The sequence below is a fragment of the Blautia faecicola genome, assembly GCF_004123145.1.
Classification (GTDB): Bacteria; Bacillota; Clostridia; order Lachnospirales; family Lachnospiraceae; genus Oliverpabstia; species Oliverpabstia faecicola.
Genome location: NZ_SDKC01000001.1, coordinates 1,676,431 through 1,694,810 on the forward strand (window position 1 = coordinate 1,676,431; position 18,380 = coordinate 1,694,810).

13 protein-coding genes are annotated in these 18,380 nt (G+C 47.3%); all 13 read left to right on the forward strand.

The window, feature by feature from the left end:
• Positions 1-188 precede the first annotated feature (188 nt).
• The 13 genes from ETP43_RS07500 to ETP43_RS07560 all read left to right on the forward strand — a co-directional run bounded on the left by ETP43_RS07500 (position 189) and on the right by ETP43_RS07560 (position 18,350).
• Positions 189-1,739, forward strand: a complete 1,551-nt coding sequence (locus tag ETP43_RS07500) for an alpha-amylase family glycosyl hydrolase (RefSeq protein WP_129257586.1) — start codon at positions 189-191, stop codon at positions 1,737-1,739.
• Positions 1,740-1,874: 135 nt separating this feature from the next.
• Complete coding sequence (locus ETP43_RS07505) at positions 1,875-2,939, forward strand: Gfo/Idh/MocA family protein (protein ID WP_129257588.1); 1,065 nt, start codon at positions 1,875-1,877, stop codon at positions 2,937-2,939.
• An 81-nt stretch (positions 2,940-3,020) separates the two neighbouring features.
• On the forward strand, positions 3,021-3,899 hold the full coding sequence (locus ETP43_RS07510; RefSeq protein WP_129257590.1) for a sugar phosphate isomerase/epimerase family protein: 879 nt from the start codon (positions 3,021-3,023) through the stop codon (positions 3,897-3,899).
• A gap of 81 nt (positions 3,900-3,980) precedes the next feature.
• Positions 3,981-4,901: a sugar phosphate isomerase/epimerase family protein gene (locus tag ETP43_RS07515; protein WP_129257591.1), complete on the forward strand. Its 921-nt coding sequence runs from the start codon at positions 3,981-3,983 to the stop codon at positions 4,899-4,901.
• Between the two features lie 29 nt (positions 4,902-4,930).
• The gene (locus ETP43_RS07520; protein ID WP_129257594.1) at positions 4,931-6,007 is read left to right on the forward strand and encodes a Gfo/Idh/MocA family protein; all 1,077 of its coding nucleotides are present in this window, start codon (positions 4,931-4,933) and stop codon (positions 6,005-6,007) included.
• Between the two features lie 368 nt (positions 6,008-6,375).
• A complete protein-coding gene (mutS, locus tag ETP43_RS07525) occupies positions 6,376-9,003 on the forward strand; it encodes a DNA mismatch repair protein MutS (RefSeq protein ID WP_022399276.1) in 2,628 nt (875 codons plus the stop codon).
• A gap of 37 nt (positions 9,004-9,040) precedes the next feature.
• Entirely contained in the window at positions 9,041-11,302 is a 2,262-nt protein-coding gene (gene mutL, locus ETP43_RS07530; protein ID WP_129257596.1) for a DNA mismatch repair endonuclease MutL, read from the forward strand.
• A 9-nt stretch (positions 11,303-11,311) separates the two neighbouring features.
• Positions 11,312-12,259, forward strand: coding sequence for a tRNA (adenosine(37)-N6)-dimethylallyltransferase MiaA (gene miaA, locus ETP43_RS07535; protein WP_129257598.1), 948 nt, complete (start codon positions 11,312-11,314; stop codon positions 12,257-12,259).
• 76 nt (positions 12,260-12,335) lie between these two features.
• On the forward strand, positions 12,336-13,628 hold the full coding sequence (locus tag ETP43_RS07540; protein WP_129257600.1) for a methionine gamma-lyase family protein: 1,293 nt from the start codon (positions 12,336-12,338) through the stop codon (positions 13,626-13,628).
• Complete coding sequence (locus ETP43_RS07545; protein ID WP_129257602.1) at positions 13,625-14,815, forward strand: BaiN/RdsA family NAD(P)/FAD-dependent oxidoreductase; 1,191 nt, start codon at positions 13,625-13,627, stop codon at positions 14,813-14,815. The genes ETP43_RS07540 and ETP43_RS07545 overlap by 4 nt, the downstream gene beginning before the upstream one ends.
• A complete protein-coding gene (locus ETP43_RS07550) occupies positions 14,812-16,464 on the forward strand; it encodes an NAD(P)/FAD-dependent oxidoreductase (protein WP_129257603.1) in 1,653 nt (550 codons plus the stop codon). The genes ETP43_RS07545 and ETP43_RS07550 overlap by 4 nt, the downstream gene beginning before the upstream one ends.
• Positions 16,465-16,576: 112 nt before the next feature.
• Complete coding sequence (radC, locus tag ETP43_RS07555; protein ID WP_022398626.1) at positions 16,577-17,275, forward strand: RadC family protein; 699 nt, start codon at positions 16,577-16,579, stop codon at positions 17,273-17,275.
• Positions 17,276-17,336: 61 nt separating this feature from the next.
• A complete protein-coding gene (locus tag ETP43_RS07560) occupies positions 17,337-18,350 on the forward strand; it encodes a rod shape-determining protein (RefSeq protein ID WP_022398627.1) in 1,014 nt (337 codons plus the stop codon).
• The last annotated feature ends 30 nt before the right edge of the window (positions 18,351-18,380 follow it).

The following is an 18,380-nucleotide window of genomic DNA, read 5'->3' on the forward strand; positions in this document are numbered from 1 at the left end:
GATAAAAATAGCCAAAAAAAATATATGAATAAGAAGAAATACAAGAATATTATACAAAAACAATAGAATAGTATCAGAAATAAATAGTATATTGCTGGAAATGTAGGAAAATAAATAGTATTCTGGTAAGCGAAGGTAGTTGTTATAGAGAAACGAGACAACATCAGAAAGAAAGAGGGTTTTACAAAATGTCAAAATGGTTAGATAATGCAATTTTTTATGAAATCTATCCGCAGTCATTTAAAGATACTAACGGGGACGGAATCGGAGATTTTCAGGGTATTATCGAAAAGTTAGATTACATCAGAGAACTTGGATGTAACGCTTTATGGATCAATCCTTGTTTTCTCTCTCCGTTCGGAGATGCAGGATACGATGTTGCAGATTACTGTCGTGTAGCTCCACGTTACGGAACCAACGAAGATCTGAAACAGTTATTTGAAGAAGCACATAAAAAGGGAATTCATGTACTGCTGGATCTGGTGCCGGGACATACTTCTATAGAGCACCCATGGTTCATCGAATCCATGAAAGCAGATAAGAACCCATATACCGACCGCTATATCTGGACCGATAAAGTATGGGAATCACCGGAGGTCAGCTTCGGCGGCTCTCTGAGAGGTATCTCTGAGCGTGACGGTGCGGTGGCTGTCAACTTCTTCTCTAATCAGCCGGCATTAAACTATGGTTTCTATCAGCCGGATCCGGAGAAACCGTGGCAGCAGTCAATCGACGATGAAGGACCACAGGCAACTATCGCAGCTATGGAAGACGTTATGAGATTCTGGCTGGGTATGGGATGTGACGGTTTCCGTGTTGATATGGCCGAGTCTCTGGTGAAAAATGACCCGGAGAAAAAAGGAACCATCCGTGTATGGAAACAGATCAGAGAATTCCTTGATAAAGAATTTCCGGATGCAGCAATGGTATCTGAATGGGGTGATCCACAGAGATCTCTGGAGGGAGGATTCCACATGGACTTTCTGCTGGAGTTTGGTACTTCACATTCCAACGATCTGTTCCGCTGCAAAGAGCCGTATTTTTCATCCCGTGCAAAAGGAAATATCTATGATTTCGTAGAATCCTATAAAGAAAACTGCGAAAAGACAGCCGGCAAAGGTCTGATGTGTATGTTTTCAGGAAACCATGATGTAGATCGCCTGGCACGCCATCTTCACGGTGATGAATTGAAAGTGGCTTTTGCATTTATCCTGTCTATGCCAGGTGCGCCATTTATCTATTATGGCGATGAAATCGGTATGCGTTATGTAGAAGGACTGAAATCTGTAGAAGGCGGTTACAACCGTACCGGTTCCCGTTCTCCGATGCAGTGGGATGACAGCACCAACGCAGGCTTTTCCAGTGCACCGGCAAGTGATCTGTATATTGCCATGGATCCGGATAAAGATCGGCCAACAGCAAAGAAAGAGATGGCAGCTCCGGATTCTCTGTATCATGAAGTGAAAAAACTGATCCGGATCCGTCAGAGCCACAAAGCTCTGCAGAGCCGAGGAAAGATCACTTTTGTTTATGCGGAAAAGAATGCATATCCGCTGGCATACATCCGTGAAGCCGGTGATGAGAAGATCCTTGTGATTATCAACGCAGCCGCAGAGGTAAAAACATTTGCATGCGATGCAGAGCCAAAAGAAGCAATCTATAATTTTGGCGTAGCCGCAGAGGTTAAAAATGGAAAAATAACTGTTCCGGCACAGTCAGCAGGATTTTACCGGATCTGAGAAAACATAAGATAGTTGACAGCTGTTCGCGAAGATTTATGCGATTCGTATAAATTCTGTACATCGCGTAGCGTGTTACTGGGTACAGAGTGAACAGTAATGTTATGATAATTAAATTATATATGGAGGTGTAAAATGAGGGAAAACAAAGTAGTTTACGGACTGATCGGATATGGCGGAATGGGCAGATGGCATACGGAGATCCTTTCCAATGTTCCGGAAGCCGTAATCGGTGGCATCTATGACATCAAGGAAGAAAAGAGAGAAGAAGCGAAGGAGAAGGGCTTTTTTGTATATGAAACAGAAGAAGCTATGCTGGCAGATCCGGATATCGATGTGGTTCTGATCGCTACTCCGAATGACTGCCACAAACCTATCGCCATCCGTGCCATGCATGCAGGGAAGAATGTAATATCGGAAAAACCGGTGACATTATCTTCCGCTGATCTGCTGGAGATGGAAAATGCAGCCAAAGAGACAGGAAAATTACTTACTGTACACCAGAACAGACGGTGGGATGATGATTTCCTGATCATCAAAAAGCTGGTAGAGGAGCAGAAACTGGGACATGTCTTCCGGATCGAGAGCCGTGTCCATGGTTCAAGAGGTATCCCGGGCGACTGGAGAAAAGAAAAGGTCCATGGTGGCGGAATGGTCCTGGACTGGGGCGTACATCTGCTGGATCAGATCTTATATATGTACGGTGACAGAAAGATCGAGACCGTATACGCCTCACTTACCAATGTCACCAACCAGGAAGTGGACGATGGCTTCACTGCTATCCTGACCTTTGAAGGTGGAACGGAAGTCCTGGTGGAAGTCGGCACCAACAATTATATTTCTCTGCCGAGATGGTATGTACTGGGAGAAGACGGTACCGCAGTGATCCGGGACTGGCAGTTAAACGGTGAGATCATCCGTAAGACCGGTATGACGGAAGAGACGGTAGTACCGGTTAAGACAGCAGCCGGTCTGACAAAGACCATGGCACCGAGACGGGAAGATACCATTGTGAAAGAAGACTTACCAAAAGTATCCGGAGATATTGCAGACTTCCACAGAAATGTAGTTGCAGTGATCCGGGACGGAGCAGAACCTGAGATCAAACTGTTCCAGGTGATGCGCGTGATGAAACTGATGGAAGCAATTTTCCAGTCAGCGGAGACAAACCAGGTGATCGAATTTCAGGATCAGGTGTAACAGGGAAGAACGTGAACAGTTATAAGTAGAAACCATAAATAAAAATTAAAAATAAATGGGAGAAAACAGGAGGAAATAAGTATGAAACAGATTAGAATCGGAACCTGCGTGCCGGGTACAAAGGCGGAAGAATGGTTAAAGGGATTTGCGGGAAAAGGCTTTGAAACATTTTCCATCAATTTCCATATGTCACTGGAAGGAACAGACCTTGACAAACTGGCACTGAACACAGAAAAGATTCTTGCCGGTACAGATTCCAAGATCACTACCGTTGGATACTACTGTAACCCGATCCAGTACGCAGAGCACAGAAAAACACTGGAAAAGGTGATCTGCACTGCTGAAAAATTCGGAGCTACCCACGTAAGCACCTTTGCAGGAGCCTGGGAAGGAAAACCGGTAGAATCCGCATACGAAGAGTTCGGAAAAGTGTTCCGTGAACTGGCAGACCTTGCAGAAGAGAAAGGTGTGAAACTGGGTATCGAAAACTGCCTGATGGATGGAACCTGGGAACATGCCACCTGCAACATCGGTTTCAACCCGAAAGCCTGGGAAGTGATGTTTGAGGAAGTAAAGAATGACAACTTCGGTCTGGAATGGGAGCCGACCCACCAGATGGTACAGCTGATCGACCCTGTGACAGAGCTGAGAAAATGGTGCAAAAAGATCGTCCATGTACATGGAAAAGATGCGACCATCGACTGGGATGCAGTAAGACACGGCGGTATCTCCGGAGCAGTTCCGTTCGTATGGCACCGTATGCCTGGATTTGGTGACACAAACTGGAGAGATATCATTTCTATCCTGAGAAGCAACGGATATGAGGACGATATCTGTATCGAGGGATATCATGATCCGGTATACCGGGGAGAACTGGAGATGACCGGACAGCTCCACGCACTGAACTATCTGAAATGGTGCCGTGGTGGTGAATTCACACCAACCCCATGGGAAAAATAACACAGATAATAGCTGTTCGGTACCTTCACAATGGTGCTGAACAGCATACAGAAAAATTAAAAGATACAGGAGGGCATTCCTATGAAACTTGGGTTTGTTACAGCGATCCTTGACAGCTGGAACTATGAAGAGATGATGGATTTTGCATCTGAGCAGGGATTCGAGTGTGTGGAAGTGGCATGCTGGCCACAGGAAAAAGCAGAAAGAAGATATGCCGGTGTAAGCCATATCGATGCAGAACGGGTCAACCAGGATGATGCATATGCGGAGCATATCGTGGAATATGCAAAAAAATCAGGAGTGGAGATCTCGTCACTGGCCTATTATCCAAACGTAATGGCGGCAGATAAAGCGAAAAGCGCAGCCGCTGTGGAACACCTGAAACAGGTGATCCTTGCAAGTAGGAAATTAGGTGTGGGCATGGTTACCACATTTATCGGAAGGGACCAGACCAAAAATGTACAGGAGAACCTGGAACTGGTAAAAGAGATCTGGCCGCCGATCATAAAACTGGCTGAGGAATGTGACGTGAAGGTCGCCATCGAAAACTGCCCGATGCTTTTCGGCGAGGACCAGTGGCCGGGAGGACAGAACCTGATGACAACACCGCCGATCTGGAGAGAGGTATTCCGGATTCTGGACAGCGACCATCTGGGCATCAACTACGATCCATCCCACTTTATCTGGCAGATGATCGACTATATCCGCCCACTTTATGAGTTCAAAGACAAGATCTTCCATGTCCACTATAAGGATATCAAGATCTACAAAGACAAGCTGGAATCCTGCGGTATCATGGCATATCCGCTGGAATACATGTCACCGAAGCTCCCGGGACTCGGAGATGTAGACTGGGGAAAATATGTATCAGCACTTACGGATATCGGATATGACGGATATACATGCATTGAGGTCGAGGACAAGGCCTTTGAAGATTCCAAGGAAAAGGTTGAGAATTCTTTGATCCTCAGTAAGAGATATCTGGAACAGTTCGTGATTTAATATAGAATAAAGAAAAAGGAGATAATATCATGAGAAAATTAAAAGCAGGAATCGTAGGATGCGGAGGAATCGCCAACGGAAAACATCTTCCGGCTATGAAGAAAAGTGATCTCTATGAGATCGTAGCTTTCTGTGACATCATCAGAGACCGTGCAGAGAAAGCAAAAAAAGAATATGGTACAGAAGATGCAAAAGTATTTGAAGACTATCAGGAGCTTATCAAAGAGGACCTGGATGTTGTATATGTAACCACACCGAACCGCTCCCATGCAGAGATCTCTATCGCAGCCATGGAAGCAGGAAAAGATGTTATGTGTGAAAAACCGATGGCAAAGAATTATGCAGAAGCACAGAAGATGGTGGAGACTTCAGAGAAAACAGGCAGAATTCTGAACATCGGATACCAGAACCGTTACCGTCCAGACTCCCTGTTTCTGAAGGAGATGTGCAAGGCTGACGAACTGGGAGAGATCTACTTTGCAAAAGCCCATGCACTCAGAAGAAGAGCAGTTCCTACCTGGGGTGTATTCTTAAATGAAGAAGAACAGGGCGGCGGTCCGTTGATCGATATCGGAACCCATGCACTGGACCTGACTTTATGGATGATGGACAACTATGAAGTAGAGTCTGTAACAGGACAGACTTTCCGCAAACTGGCTGACCAGACCAATCAGGGAAATGATTTTGGAGACTGGGATCCGAAGGAATTCAGTGTAGAAGATTCCGCTTTCGGATTCATCCGTATGAAAAACGGTGCAGTGATCGAGCTGGAAGCAGCCTGGGCACTGAACACACTGGAAGTTGATGAGGCCAAGACAAGTCTGTGCGGAACAAAAGCCGGAGCAGATATGAAAGACGGCCTGCGGATCAACTACATCCACCACAATAAACAGGTAGTAGAGAAACCGGCATTATTCGGCGAAGGAGTAGCATTCTTCTCAGGAGAAGAGAAAGAAGCACCGGACTATGAGCAGGAACTGTTCTACCACATCGTTGCAGACGGAGCAGAACAGATTGTAAAACCTGCGCAGGCTGCAGTTGTCACCCGTGTACTGGAAGCAATCTATGAGTCAGCAAAGAGCGGTAAGACAATTTATTTTGATTAAAAGAGTTTTTCAGAAGCTATATTCAATAAGCAGAGGGTCAGTCGTGATAGACTGACCCTTTTCAAATGCCCGTTTCCGGGATGAATCGCAAAAATTTCGAAAATGGTCGGTGAAGCAATCTTGAAAGTTAATTATCAAAATGCTAATATAGTACGGAGTGTCATGTCTTATCCCTGTAAATGACAGTAAAATCATGGAAAATGATTTACAGGAAGATGAACGTGGAAGAGAATGATACAATGGATTAGAAAGAGGTATTTTATAATTTGAACTCAAAAATATCAACAAATGTATTTGAAGAGGCCGGAATAACACCGGAGACTCTTATAAAACTGGGACTTCCGCAAGACAGCAGGTCATTATCGCCGATGATGGTCCATTACTGTCAGACGAAGTGTGCGTATAAAGATTCGATTCTTTTTTATCGCCTCGGAGACTTTTATGAAATGTTTTTTGAGGATGCGAAAACGGTCTCCCGTGAGCTCGAACTTACACTTACCGGCAAAGACTGTGGGCTTTCTGAACGGGCTCCGATGTGCGGGATTCCGTATCACGCAGCAGAAACATATATCAATCGTCTGATCGATAAAGGGTATAAGGTAGCCATCTGCGAACAGGTAGAGGATCCGAAAACGGCAAAGGGAATCGTAAAAAGAGAAGTGACCCGTGTTGTGACACCGGGAACGAATCTTAATATGCAGGAACTGGATGAAGGAAAGAATAATTATCTGATGGCCATCGTATGTGTGGGAGATCATTTTGGGGTATCCACTGCAGATATCACAACCGGTGACTGCTATGTGACAGAGATTGATGAGGAGCGGAAACTCTGGGATGAGATCAATAAGTTCCTTCCGGCAGAAATCATCTGTAATGATGCCTTTCTGGTCTCCGGCGTGGATGTGGACGACCTGAGGAACCGTCTGCATATCTCTGTATTTGCACTGGAATCCTGGTATTTTGGAGATGATCTGTGTAAGCAGACATTACTGGAACATTTTAAGATTTCCTCTCTTGAGGGGCTTGGACTGGCTGATTATGATAGCGGTGTGATCGCAGCCGGTTCCCTGTTCCGGTATCTTCTGGATACCCAGAAAAACACCATGGAGCATATGAATAAAATTATCCCGTATACTACAGACCGCTATATGGTCATCGACAGTTCTTCGAGAAGAAACCTGGAACTGGTGGAGACGTTGCGGGAAAAACAGAAACGTGGTTCCCTTCTGTGGGTGTTGGATAAGACGAAAACAGCTATGGGTGCCCGTATGCTGCGAAACTTTGTGGAACAGCCGTTGATTGATGCGGATGCGATCAACGAACGGCTGGATGCGGTGACGGAACTGAATATGCAGGCGATGCTTCGCGAGGAGATCCGTGAATACCTGAATCCGGTATACGATCTGGAACGTCTGGTCAGCCGGATCAGTTATCGATCTGCGAATCCGAGAGACTTGCTGGCATTTAAAAGTTCTCTGGAGATGATCCCGCATATTAAAAATCTGCTGGCGAATTTTACCAGTCCGCTGCTGGTTCGCATCAACGAACAGATGGACGGTCTGGAAGATCTGTATTCCCTGCTGGAAGCATCGATCACCGAAGATCCGCCGCTGGCAGTCAAAGAGGGCGGAATTATCCGGGAAGGTTATAACGAGCAGGTAGATACCTACCGGAACTCCAAAACGCAGGGAAAATCCTGGCTGGCACAGCTGGAAGCTGAAGAAAAAGAAAAAACCGGTATCCGGAATCTGAAGATCAAATACAACAAGGTATTTGGCTATTACTTGGAAGTGACCAACAGCTTTAAAGATCTGGTGCCGGAATACTATACAAGAAAACAGACACTAACGAACGCCGAGCGGTATATCACGCCGAAGTTAAAAGAACTCGAAGATATGATTCTTGGTGCAGAAGATAAATTATTTGCTCTGGAATACGATCTGTTCTGTCAGGTGCGAGAAGAACTTGCTGCGCAGATTCCACGGATCCAGGAGACCGCGAAGGCGATCGCACAGCTGGATGTCTATGCATCATTATCCGTGGTTGCTCAGCGCAATAACTATGTACGCCCGACCGTCAATACAAAAGGCGTGATCGACATCAAAAATGGTCGTCATCCGGTTGTCGAAAAGATGATCAACAACGACATGTTTATCGCGAATGACACCTATCTGGACAACGGAAGCAAGCGTGTCTCCGTCATCACCGGACCGAACATGGCAGGAAAATCCACGTATATGCGGCAGACTGCCCTGATCGTTCTGATGGCACAGATCGGTTCTTTCGTTCCGGCAGAGAAAGCAAAGATCGGTGTGGTAGACCGTATTTTCACCCGTGTCGGAGCTTCGGACGACCTGGCCAGCGGACAGAGTACGTTCATGGTGGAGATGACCGAGGTGGCTAATATTCTTCGTAATGCGACTGCAAAGAGTCTGCTGATCTTGGATGAGATCGGTCGCGGAACCAGTACCTTTGACGGACTTTCGATTGCATGGGCAGTTATCGAACACATCAGTAATACGAAACTTTTGGGAGCGAAAACGCTGTTTGCTACGCACTATCACGAACTGACGGAACTGGAAGGAAAGATTCCGGGTGTCAATAATTACTGCATTGCGGTCAAAGAACGGGGCGATGATATCGTATTTTTACGAAAGATCGTAAAGGGCGGCGCAGATAAGAGTTATGGTATTCAGGTGGCAAAACTTGCCGGTGTTCCGGACAGTGTTCTGAATCGTGCCAAAGAGCTGGTGGATGAACTGGTACATACGGATATCACCAGCACCTTTAAAGATCTGGCGGAAAGTTCCAGAAAGACAAAACCGAAAGCCGTACATTATGACGAGGTGGATCTCGAACAGATTTCCCTGTTTGATACGGTACAGGATCAGGATATTATAGAAGAACTGAAAAAACTGGATATCACGACGCTGACGCCGATGGATGCGATGAATACCTTATATCGGTTACAGAATAAATTAAAGAATCGCTGGTAAATGACAGTATTTTACAGATTAGGAAGGAAATGGATCGATGAAACGACAGATTTCAGTCTTGGATCAGAGTACAATTGATAAAATAGCAGCGGGAGAAGTGGTCGAGCGCCCTTCTTCGGTTGTCAAAGAACTGGTGGAAAATGCCATTGATGCAGGGGCAAGTGCGATTACCGTCGAGATCAAGGAAGGCGGTACGACATTTATCCGCATCACCGATAACGGTGCAGGAATCGACAAAGAACAGGTTCCGCTGGCATTTCTTCGCCATGCGACCAGCAAGATCCGCAAAGTGGAAGATCTTTCACTGATCTCTTCTCTGGGTTTCCGTGGTGAGGCTCTTTCGAGTATCGCTGCAGTGTCCCGCGTGGAACTGATCACGAAGCCGCATGAACAGCTGATCGGCGTCCGCTATCAGATAGAGGGCGGTATGGAAAAAGGCATGGAAGAGATCGGGGCGCCGGATGGAACGACCTTTCTGATCCGTGATCTGTTTTATAATACACCGGCGAGGGCAAAATTCTTAAAGACACCGACCACGGAAGCCGGATATATCAGCAGTTTTATCGAGCAGCTGGCGCTGTCGCATCCCCATATTTCTTTCAAATACATGCAGAACGGACAGACAAAGCTGCACACTTCCGGGAATAACAATCTGAAAGAAGCGATTTATCAGATTTACGGAAGGGATATTACCCGGGAACTGATCGAGATCCACACGAAAGACCGGGATGAGACGATCCGGATCGATGGATTTATCGGAAAACCGGTGATCTCGAGAGGAAACCGTAATTTTGAAAATTATTACGTCAATGGACGGTATGTGAAAAGTAAAATTGTGACAAAAGCGGTGGAAGATGCCTATCATACGTTTATGATGCAGCACAAGTATCCGTTTACCTGTCTGCATATCCAGATCAAAGGTTCGGATGTGGATGTCAATGTGCATCCGACCAAGATGGAAGTACGTTTTTCCAATCAGGAGCTGGTCTACCGGCAGATCTATCAGGCAATTTTACAGGGATTGCAGCACAAGGAACTGATCCCGCAGGTGACGATCGGAAAAGAGCGTCCTGCCGGTCGTCCCAGTCAGGGGGCTGCGCCGGAGCCTTTTGAGGTGCAGCGCCGACAGATCGAACAACCGAGAGGATACCAGATGCAGCGGAAGGTGCAGCCTGGAGAGTTGAAAAGTCGTGTGGTTGAAACTAACACAGGTTCTGCATCGGCGATTGTTGCGCCTGCATCCTCTTTCACAAAAGCACCATCGGCGGCAGCCGGTAATGGTTCGATGGTAAGGGAGCAGGGAACCGGATTTTACGGAGAAAAACGGGAGACTGGAAGCGGTAATGAGAATCTGGTGCGCCCGAATCTGAACTTACAGGTGGAACAACCTGTCTCAAAGGAAAAAGACAAGAAAACAGACTCCCCGGTTGCCATCAAGCAGACTGAGAATAAAGTGTTTCTTCATTCAACAGATACAGGAAAAGAAAATTGTTCGGTCACAGAGGAAGAGACAGACGGGAACAGAACGGCAAAACAGCCAGGTGTGTCCGGGCAGATGCCAGAACAAAAGATTTCCGCGGAATCAGATAATAGTAATCGTGCACAGAACTTACAGAATGTTTCCGTACAGCCGAAAACCCAGGAAACTTCCCCGGCTCCGGTTGTCCAGAAAGCCGAACAGATGGATCTTTTCGACGGAAAACTGCTAAGCCCGGAAGCAAAAAAACATCATAAGATCATCGGGCAGGTCTTTGACACTTACTGGCTGGTACAAATGGAAGATAAACTGTATATCATCGACCAGCATGCAGCGCACGAAAAAGTGCTGTATGAGCGGATCGTAAAAGAAATGAAAGCGCGAAACGTGACGTCCCAGATCGTCAGCCCGCCGATCATCATTTCTCTGAATCTCGAAGAACAGGAGAAAATGAAAAAGTATCAGAAGATTTTTGAAACGCTTGGATTCGAGATTGAATCCTTTGGCGGACGGGATTACAGTATTCGGGCGGTTCCACAGAATTTGTTTGGCATGACGGAACAGGGATTTTTCATCGAGGTGCTGGATCATCTGGAGGAAGATCCGTCTTCGAAAACACTGGAGGTACTCTCAGACCGTATGGCGACCATGGCGTGTAAGGCAGCAGTAAAAGGAAACCAGAGATTATCTTTCCGGGAGACAGAAGCGCTGATCGATGAACTGCTGCAGCTGGAGAACCCGTATAACTGTCCGCATGGACGCCCGACGATCATTTCCATGACAAAATACGAACTGGAAAAGAAATTTAAGCGAATTGTGTAGGTGAACAGAGTGAAAAAACCTTTGATTATATTAACAGGTCCTACTGCAGTAGGAAAAACAAGTCTCTCGATCGCGCTTGCCAAAGCAGTAAACGGGGAGATCATTTCCGCGGACTCCATGCAGGTCTATCGCCATATGGACATCGGTTCTGCGAAAATCCGCCCGGAGGAGATGCATGGAGTTCCCCATCATCTGGTGGACTGTCTGGAGCCGGATGAGGAGTTTAATGTGGTACGGTTTCAGCAGATGGCAAAAGAAGCCATGGAAGGGATCTATGCGCGTGGGCGGATTCCCGTGCTGGTGGGCGGTACCGGATTCTATATCCAGGCAGTGACCGGGGATATCGATTTTACCGTACACGGAGAGGATACGACTTATCGGCGGATGCTGGAAGAAAAGGCAAAGGCCGAGGGTGCGCAGATGCTTCATGAGATGCTTGCCGCTGTGGATCCCGCATCCGCGGAAGCGATTCATGCGAACAATGTCAAACGGGTGATCCGCGCTCTGGAATATTATCAGCAGACCGGGAAGCCGATCTCTCAGCATAACGAAGAACAGCGGCAGAAAGAATCACCATATAATCTGGCATATTTTGTGTTGAATGATGATCGAAGCCGTCTGTATGAGCGCATCGACGCCCGCATCGACCAGATGCTTGATGAGGGACTGATCGATGAGGTGAAAGCGCTGAAAGAGATGGGGTATCATAAAGGAATGGTGTCCATGCAGGGGCTTGGCTATAAAGAGATTCTTTCCTATCTGGATGGTACCTGGTCACTGGAAGAGGCGGTCTATGTATTGAAACGTGATACAAGACATTTCGCCAAACGGCAGATCACCTGGTTTAAGAGAGAACGGCAGGTGGAGTGGTTTGACAAACAGGAATTTGGCTATGATTCACAGGCGATTCTGGATGCCATGCTTGCGTCGTTAAGAGAGAAAAAAATAATCGAGTGAACGTGAAAAGCCGATAGGTATGAAGTATATATGTAAAATAAATCATAAAATTTACGAAAGGACAGAACAGAAAATTATGGATACAGCAATAACAAAAGAAATGTACAAAGAAATGGGAATCGACGAGAAAGTTTTTTCTTTCGGACAGGAGATCGCGGAGAGCCTGAAAGAGCGTTTTGAAGAGATTGACCGTGTAGCGGAGTACAATCAGCTGAAAGTGGTTCATGCCATGCAGCAGTGCCGTGCCAGCGAAGCATGTCTGTATGCTTCCAGCGGTTACGGCTATAACGATGTGGGAAGAGATACCCTCGAAGAGATCTACGCAGCTACCTTCCATACGGAATCTGCGCTGGTACGTCCACAGATTGCCTGCGGAACCCATGCACTTGCTGTTGCACTTGCCGGAAATCTGCGCCCGGGAGACGAACTGCTCTCTCCGGTAGGAAAACCGTATGATACGCTGGAAGAAGTGATCGGGATCCGTCCGTCGAACGGTTCTCTGGCAGAATATGGTGTTTCTTATCGTCAGGTAGATCTGTTAGAAGACGGAGCCTTTGACTTTGAGAATATCAAAAAAGCCATCAATGAGAAAACAAAACTGGTAACCATCCAGCGTTCCAAAGGATATCAGACCAGACCGACGCTTTCCGTAGCAAGAATCGGACAGCTGATCAGCTTTATCAAAGAGATTAAACCGGATGTGATCTGCATGGTAGATAACTGTTACGGCGAGTTTGTAGAAACGATCGAACCTACCGATGTGGGTGCAGATCTGATCGTTGGCTCTCTGATCAAGAATCCGGGCGGCGGACTGGCTCCGATCGGTGGTTATATTGCAGGTAAGAAAGAATATGTAGATAATGCTGCGTATCGTCTGACTTCCCCGGGACTGGGAAAAGAAGTCGGTGCAACGCTTGGTGTCAACCAGTCTTTCTATCAGGGATTTTTCCTTGCACCGACGGTCACTGCTTCCGCACTGAAAGGTGCGATCTTTGCGGCAAATGTCTATGAGCGTCTTGGATTTGCCGTGGTTCCGAACAGTACGGAGAGCCGCCACGATATCATTCAGGCGGTAACGTTCGGAGCACCGGAAAAAGTGATTGCGTTCTGTAAGGGTATTCAGGCAGCGGCACCGATCGACAGTTATGTAGATCCGGAACCGTGGGCAATGCCGGGATACGACAGCGATGTCATCATGGCAGCAGGGGCCTTTGTGCAGGGATCTTCGATTGAACTGAGTGCCGACGGACCGATCAAACCGCCATATGCGGTATATTTCCAGGGTGGACTGACCTGGCAGCATGCGAAACTTGGTATTATGATGAGTTTACAGAAATTATATGAAAAAGGACTGGTAGAACTTTCATGAAAAAAGTTGTGATCATAGGCGGCGGGGCTTCCGGAATGATGGCAGCGATCCAGGCCGCCCGGACGGGAGCAGCGGTTACGCTTTTAGAGCACAATGAAAAACCGGGGAAAAAGATTCTTGCGACAGGAAACGGACGGTGTAATCTGACCAATCTCGTACAGGAACCTTCTCGTTATCGAAGCAGTCAGCCGGATTTTCCATGGAAAATTATCACACAGTACCCATTAGAAGATACACTGGCATTTTTCTCAGAACTTGGGATCTATACGAAGAACCGGAATGGCTGGGTCTACCCGTACAGTGATCAGGCGGCAGGTGTCGCTCAGGTTCTGGAGCTGGAAGCCCGGCATCAGAAAGTAAAGATCAAAACAACGGAAGAAGTGACCGATATTCTCCGGGAAGACGGACAGTATCTGGTCAAGACGGCAACCTGGCAGTATCCGTGCGACAGCGTGATCATCTCCTGCGGAAGCTCGGCATCAAACGTGGAAGGAAGCAGCACAACAGGGTACGAACTGGCAGAAAAACTGGGACATACGGTGGTAAAACCGCTTCCGTCTCTGTGCGGCATCCGTGGAAAAGACAATTATTATGCCAAATGGGCAGGAAGCCGGATGGACGGACGCATCACGTTAGAGATAGATGGAGAAACGGTCGGAGAAGAACAGGGTGAAATTTTATTTACAGAATATGGAATCTCCGGAATCGGTGTCTTTCAGCTGAGCCGTTATGCGGTGCGCGGAACAGACGAGGGAAAAATAGCCACTTATCATCTGGATCTGATGCCGCAGCTGACAAAAGAAGAACTGGTAAAGCTTTTGCTGGACAGACAGCAGGCGGGATCTTATAAAAATCCGCAGGAATTGCTGATCGGACTGCTTCCGCGGAAAATGATAGATGTCCTGGTGAAAAAAACGTATGAACCGGAGAAAATTGCCGAACGATTAAAGGACTGGCAGGTTCCGGTGAAAGGCGCTTATGCGCTTCAGCAGGCACAGATCTGTTCCGGCGGTGTGGATCCGCGGGAACTGACAGAGCAGCTGGAATCGCGGCTGCATCCGAGCATTTATTTTACGGGAGAAGTGATCGACGTGGATGGTCCGTGCGGAGGATATAATCTGCAATGGGCATGGTCGAGCGGAGCGGTTGCCGGAAGAGCGGCAGCAGAAGAAGGGAGAGCGTTATGATTTGTATTTCACAGTTAAAACTGCCGGTGGGACATACCACAGAGGCACTGGAAAAAAAGATCTGTCAGCAGTTAAAGATCAAAAAAGAAGAACTCTCTTCCTGGCAGATCGTGCGCCGGTCTCTGGATGCCCGGAAGAAACCGGATCTGAAATTTGTCTATGTAATCGATGTGGATACACCGAAAGAGCGAAAAATTCTCCACCGTGTGCAAAAGGTTAACGATAAATATATTATGTTAACAAAAAGGACGGAGTATCAGTTCCCGACGGGAGGAAGCGAGAAATTACAGCAGCCGCCGGTTGTGATCGGAAGCGGTCCGGCAGGACTGTTCTGTGCATGGATGCTTGCAAAAGCAGGACTTCGCCCGGTGGTCTATGAGCGTGGAGAAAAGGCGGCGGAACGAAAGAAAACCGTCGATCAGTACTGGAAAGATGGCATCCTTGATCCGAACAGTAATGTACAGTTCGGAGAAGGCGGTGCGGGTACATTTTCCGACGGAAAGTTAAACACGCTGGTAAAAGATCCGGTGGGACGCCACAGAAAAGTTCTGGAGATTTTTGTACAGGGCGGTGCGCCGGAACATATTTTATATGAACAGAAACCGCATCTCGGTACAGATCAGCTGATCGGGATCGTGACATCTCTGCGGGAACAGATCGAACAGATGGGTGGAAGCTTCTGTTTTACAAAAAAAGTGACGGATCTGGACATCCGCGATGGAAAGATATGCCGGATCCAGCTCAATGACAGTGAGTGGGTGGAAACACAGGTTTGTATCGCCGCGATCGGTCACAGTGCCAGAGATACTTTCCGGATGCTGAAAAAACATGGAATCGCGATGGAAGCAAAATCATTTGCCGTAGGTGTGCGTATCGAACATCCGCAGGAGATGATCAATCGGAGTCAGTATGGACGACCGGAAGTAAAAGAACTTGGCGCGGCAAATTATAAACTGACACATCAGCTGGAAAATGGCAGAGGAATCTATTCGTTCTGCATGTGTCCGGGCGGTTATGTGGTAGATGCCTCTTCGGAAAAAGGGTATCTGGCAGTCAACGGTATGAGCTACCAGGCGAGGGACAGCCGGAATGCGAACAGTGCCATGATCGTAACGGTTTCACCGCAGGATTATGTGACCTACGGTATGGATTATCTGCAGCGGATGGGCGAAGACGCTCTTGCAGCCACATTGGATCAGAATCCACTGGCAGGAATGTATTTTCAGCGGTATCTGGAACAGAAAGCATATCAGATGCATGAAGGAAAGATTCCGGTGCAGACATACGGGGATTTTCATGATAAAAAAGAAACCAAAGCGTTCGGCGATGTAGAACCGTGTATCCGGGGACGGTATGCGATGAGCAATCTGCGGGAGATTTTCCCGGATTTTCTGGCGGAATCGCTGGATCTTGGAATTGCTGCCTGTGGAAGAAAGATTCACGGATTTGACCGCCCGGACGCAGTGCTTTCCGGTGTGGAGAGCAGAACATCCTCTCCGGTACGGATCCCGCGAAATGAGCAGATGGAAGGCAATATCGAAGGCTTTTATCCATGTGGCGAGGGCGCCGGTTATGCGGGTGGAATCACATCGGCTGCCATGGACGGGCTGCGGGTTGCGGAGGCAGTCTGCAAAAAGTATTGTATATAGCAGCGCTTATAGCGCTCTTGAATTCACAGAAAATCTATGATAAGATAAATCAAAGTCTGGCAAACAGACTTTCGCTCTCCGCCTGAAGAGATCCTGGCAAGGAGAGATATATATGAAGTATTCACAACGTATTCAGGAACTGCCACCGGACGAACGGCCATATGAAAAGTGTCTTAGCACCGGACCGGAGAATCTGACAGACAGCGAACTGCTGGCGGTGATTCTGCGGTCCGGGACCCGTGGGCGTTCCTCTGTGCAGCTGGCTGACCAGATCCTGCATCTGGGGAGAAAGGAACAGGGTCTTCTTGGAATCTATCATCTTTCCATGGAAGAGCTGATGCAGATTCATGGTATCGGTCAGGTAAAAGCCGTACAGATCAAATGTATCGGGGAACTTTCCAAAAGGATTGCCACCCGGGAAGCCAGAAAACTTCTGGATTTTCACAGCCCTGACACAATTGCGGCGTATTATATGGAACGGATGCGTCACGAAGAGCAGGAACAGATGATCTGTGCGATGTTAAATACAAAAAATCAGTTTTTAGGGGACGAAGTGATCTCGAGAGGAACCGTGAATGCTTCTCTGGTATCGCCAAGAGACCTGATCCTTGCAGCATTTCGACACCGGGCGGTCTATATGATCCTGGTGCACAATCATCCGAGCGGTAATCCGGAACCGAGCAAAGACGATCTTCTTTTTACAAAGAGGGTATGGGAAGCCGGAGCACTGGTGGATATTCCGCTGCTGGATCATATTGTGATAGGGGATCAGCAGTATTTCAGTTTTCGACAGGAAGGGTTACTCTCGTAACAGGGAGGGTACTGAACAGCTACTGCTGGGATGATATGCAAAACAGAAGGGATATGCATTTATGTTTAACAACCATGTATATGGAATTGACCTGGGAAGTAATATGATCAAAATTTACTCTCAGAACAGTAATGAAATCTTAAAAGAGAAAAATATGATTGCCATTCGCAACAAAGATACCGTACTTGCCGTTGGAGATGAAGCATATGAAATATACGAAAAGAATCCGACAAATGTAAAGGTATCTTCTCCGATGCTGAATGGTATGATCGCAAACATCAGTCACCTGGAGATCATGCTTCAACTGCTGCTGGATAAGACCGAGCGCAGCGTGGGGCGGCACCCGGTGATTTATTTTGCTGTTCCGGTGGATATGACGGAGATTGAGAAGCGTGCGTATTACAGTATCGCACAGACCGGGCGGCTGCGGAAAAGCAAAGTCCTTCTGGTGGAACGACCGATTGCAGATGCACTGGCTCTTGGTATCCCGATCATGCGGACCAAAGGATCGATGATCGTAAACATTGGTGCAGCTACGACGGAGATTTCTGTCATCGCAGATTCCCGTGTGATCATCAGTAAGGTGATCCCGGTAGGCGGTGACCGTCTGACACAGGATATCCAGAACACGATCCGCAGAAAACTTAATTTTTCTATCAGTGAACGGACGGCGGGCAGATTAAAACTTTCCCTCGCAAATCTGGAAAAAGATACGAAAGATGCCAGAAAAATTATCGGCATTGACTGTGTGAGCGGTCTTCCGCGCGAGCGGGTGATCACATCCGCAGCGGTGAACGAAGCGATTGTTCCGGCTGTCCGTGAGATCATCACAGAGATTCGGGCTTTTCTGGAACGTATTCCACCCCAGATACATAGAGTGATTCTTTCGGAAGGTATCTATCTTACCGGAGGCAGTACACATCTGCCGTACATAGACCGGATAGTATCCAGACAAATCGGCTGTCCGATCCTGCTGTCACATTATTACGAACTCTGCACAGTCTACGGACTGAAAGAGATCATCACCCACGATGCGCTTCATCACTGGGCGTTCACTCCAAAAAAACAGAAGTAAGGAGCTGTCATGAAAAAAAAGAAACAATAC

Excerpts from the sequence above, each read along its gene's own strand:
- ETP43_RS07500 (WP_129257586.1), top strand. The coding sequence starts at position 189 with ATGTCAAAATGGTTAGATAATGCAATTTTTTATGAAATCTATCCGCAG.
- ETP43_RS07505 (WP_129257588.1), top strand. The coding sequence starts at position 1,875 with ATGAGGGAAAACAAAGTAGTTTACGGACTGATCGGATATGGCGGAATG.
- ETP43_RS07510 (WP_129257590.1), top strand. The coding sequence starts at position 3,021 with ATGAAACAGATTAGAATCGGAACCTGCGTGCCGGGTACAAAGGCGGAA.
- ETP43_RS07515 (WP_129257591.1), top strand. The coding sequence starts at position 3,981 with ATGAAACTTGGGTTTGTTACAGCGATCCTTGACAGCTGGAACTATGAA.
- ETP43_RS07520 (WP_129257594.1), top strand. The coding sequence starts at position 4,931 with ATGAGAAAATTAAAAGCAGGAATCGTAGGATGCGGAGGAATCGCCAAC.
- mutS (WP_022399276.1), top strand. The coding sequence starts at position 6,376 with ATGATGGTCCATTACTGTCAGACGAAGTGTGCGTATAAAGATTCGATT.
- mutL (WP_129257596.1), top strand. The coding sequence starts at position 9,041 with ATGAAACGACAGATTTCAGTCTTGGATCAGAGTACAATTGATAAAATA.
- ETP43_RS07540 (WP_129257600.1), top strand. The coding sequence starts at position 12,336 with ATGGATACAGCAATAACAAAAGAAATGTACAAAGAAATGGGAATCGAC.
- ETP43_RS07545 (WP_129257602.1), top strand. The coding sequence starts at position 13,625 with ATGAAAAAAGTTGTGATCATAGGCGGCGGGGCTTCCGGAATGATGGCA.
- ETP43_RS07550 (WP_129257603.1), top strand. The coding sequence starts at position 14,812 with ATGATTTGTATTTCACAGTTAAAACTGCCGGTGGGACATACCACAGAG.
- radC (WP_022398626.1), top strand. The coding sequence starts at position 16,577 with ATGAAGTATTCACAACGTATTCAGGAACTGCCACCGGACGAACGGCCA.
- ETP43_RS07560 (WP_022398627.1), top strand. The coding sequence starts at position 17,337 with ATGTTTAACAACCATGTATATGGAATTGACCTGGGAAGTAATATGATC.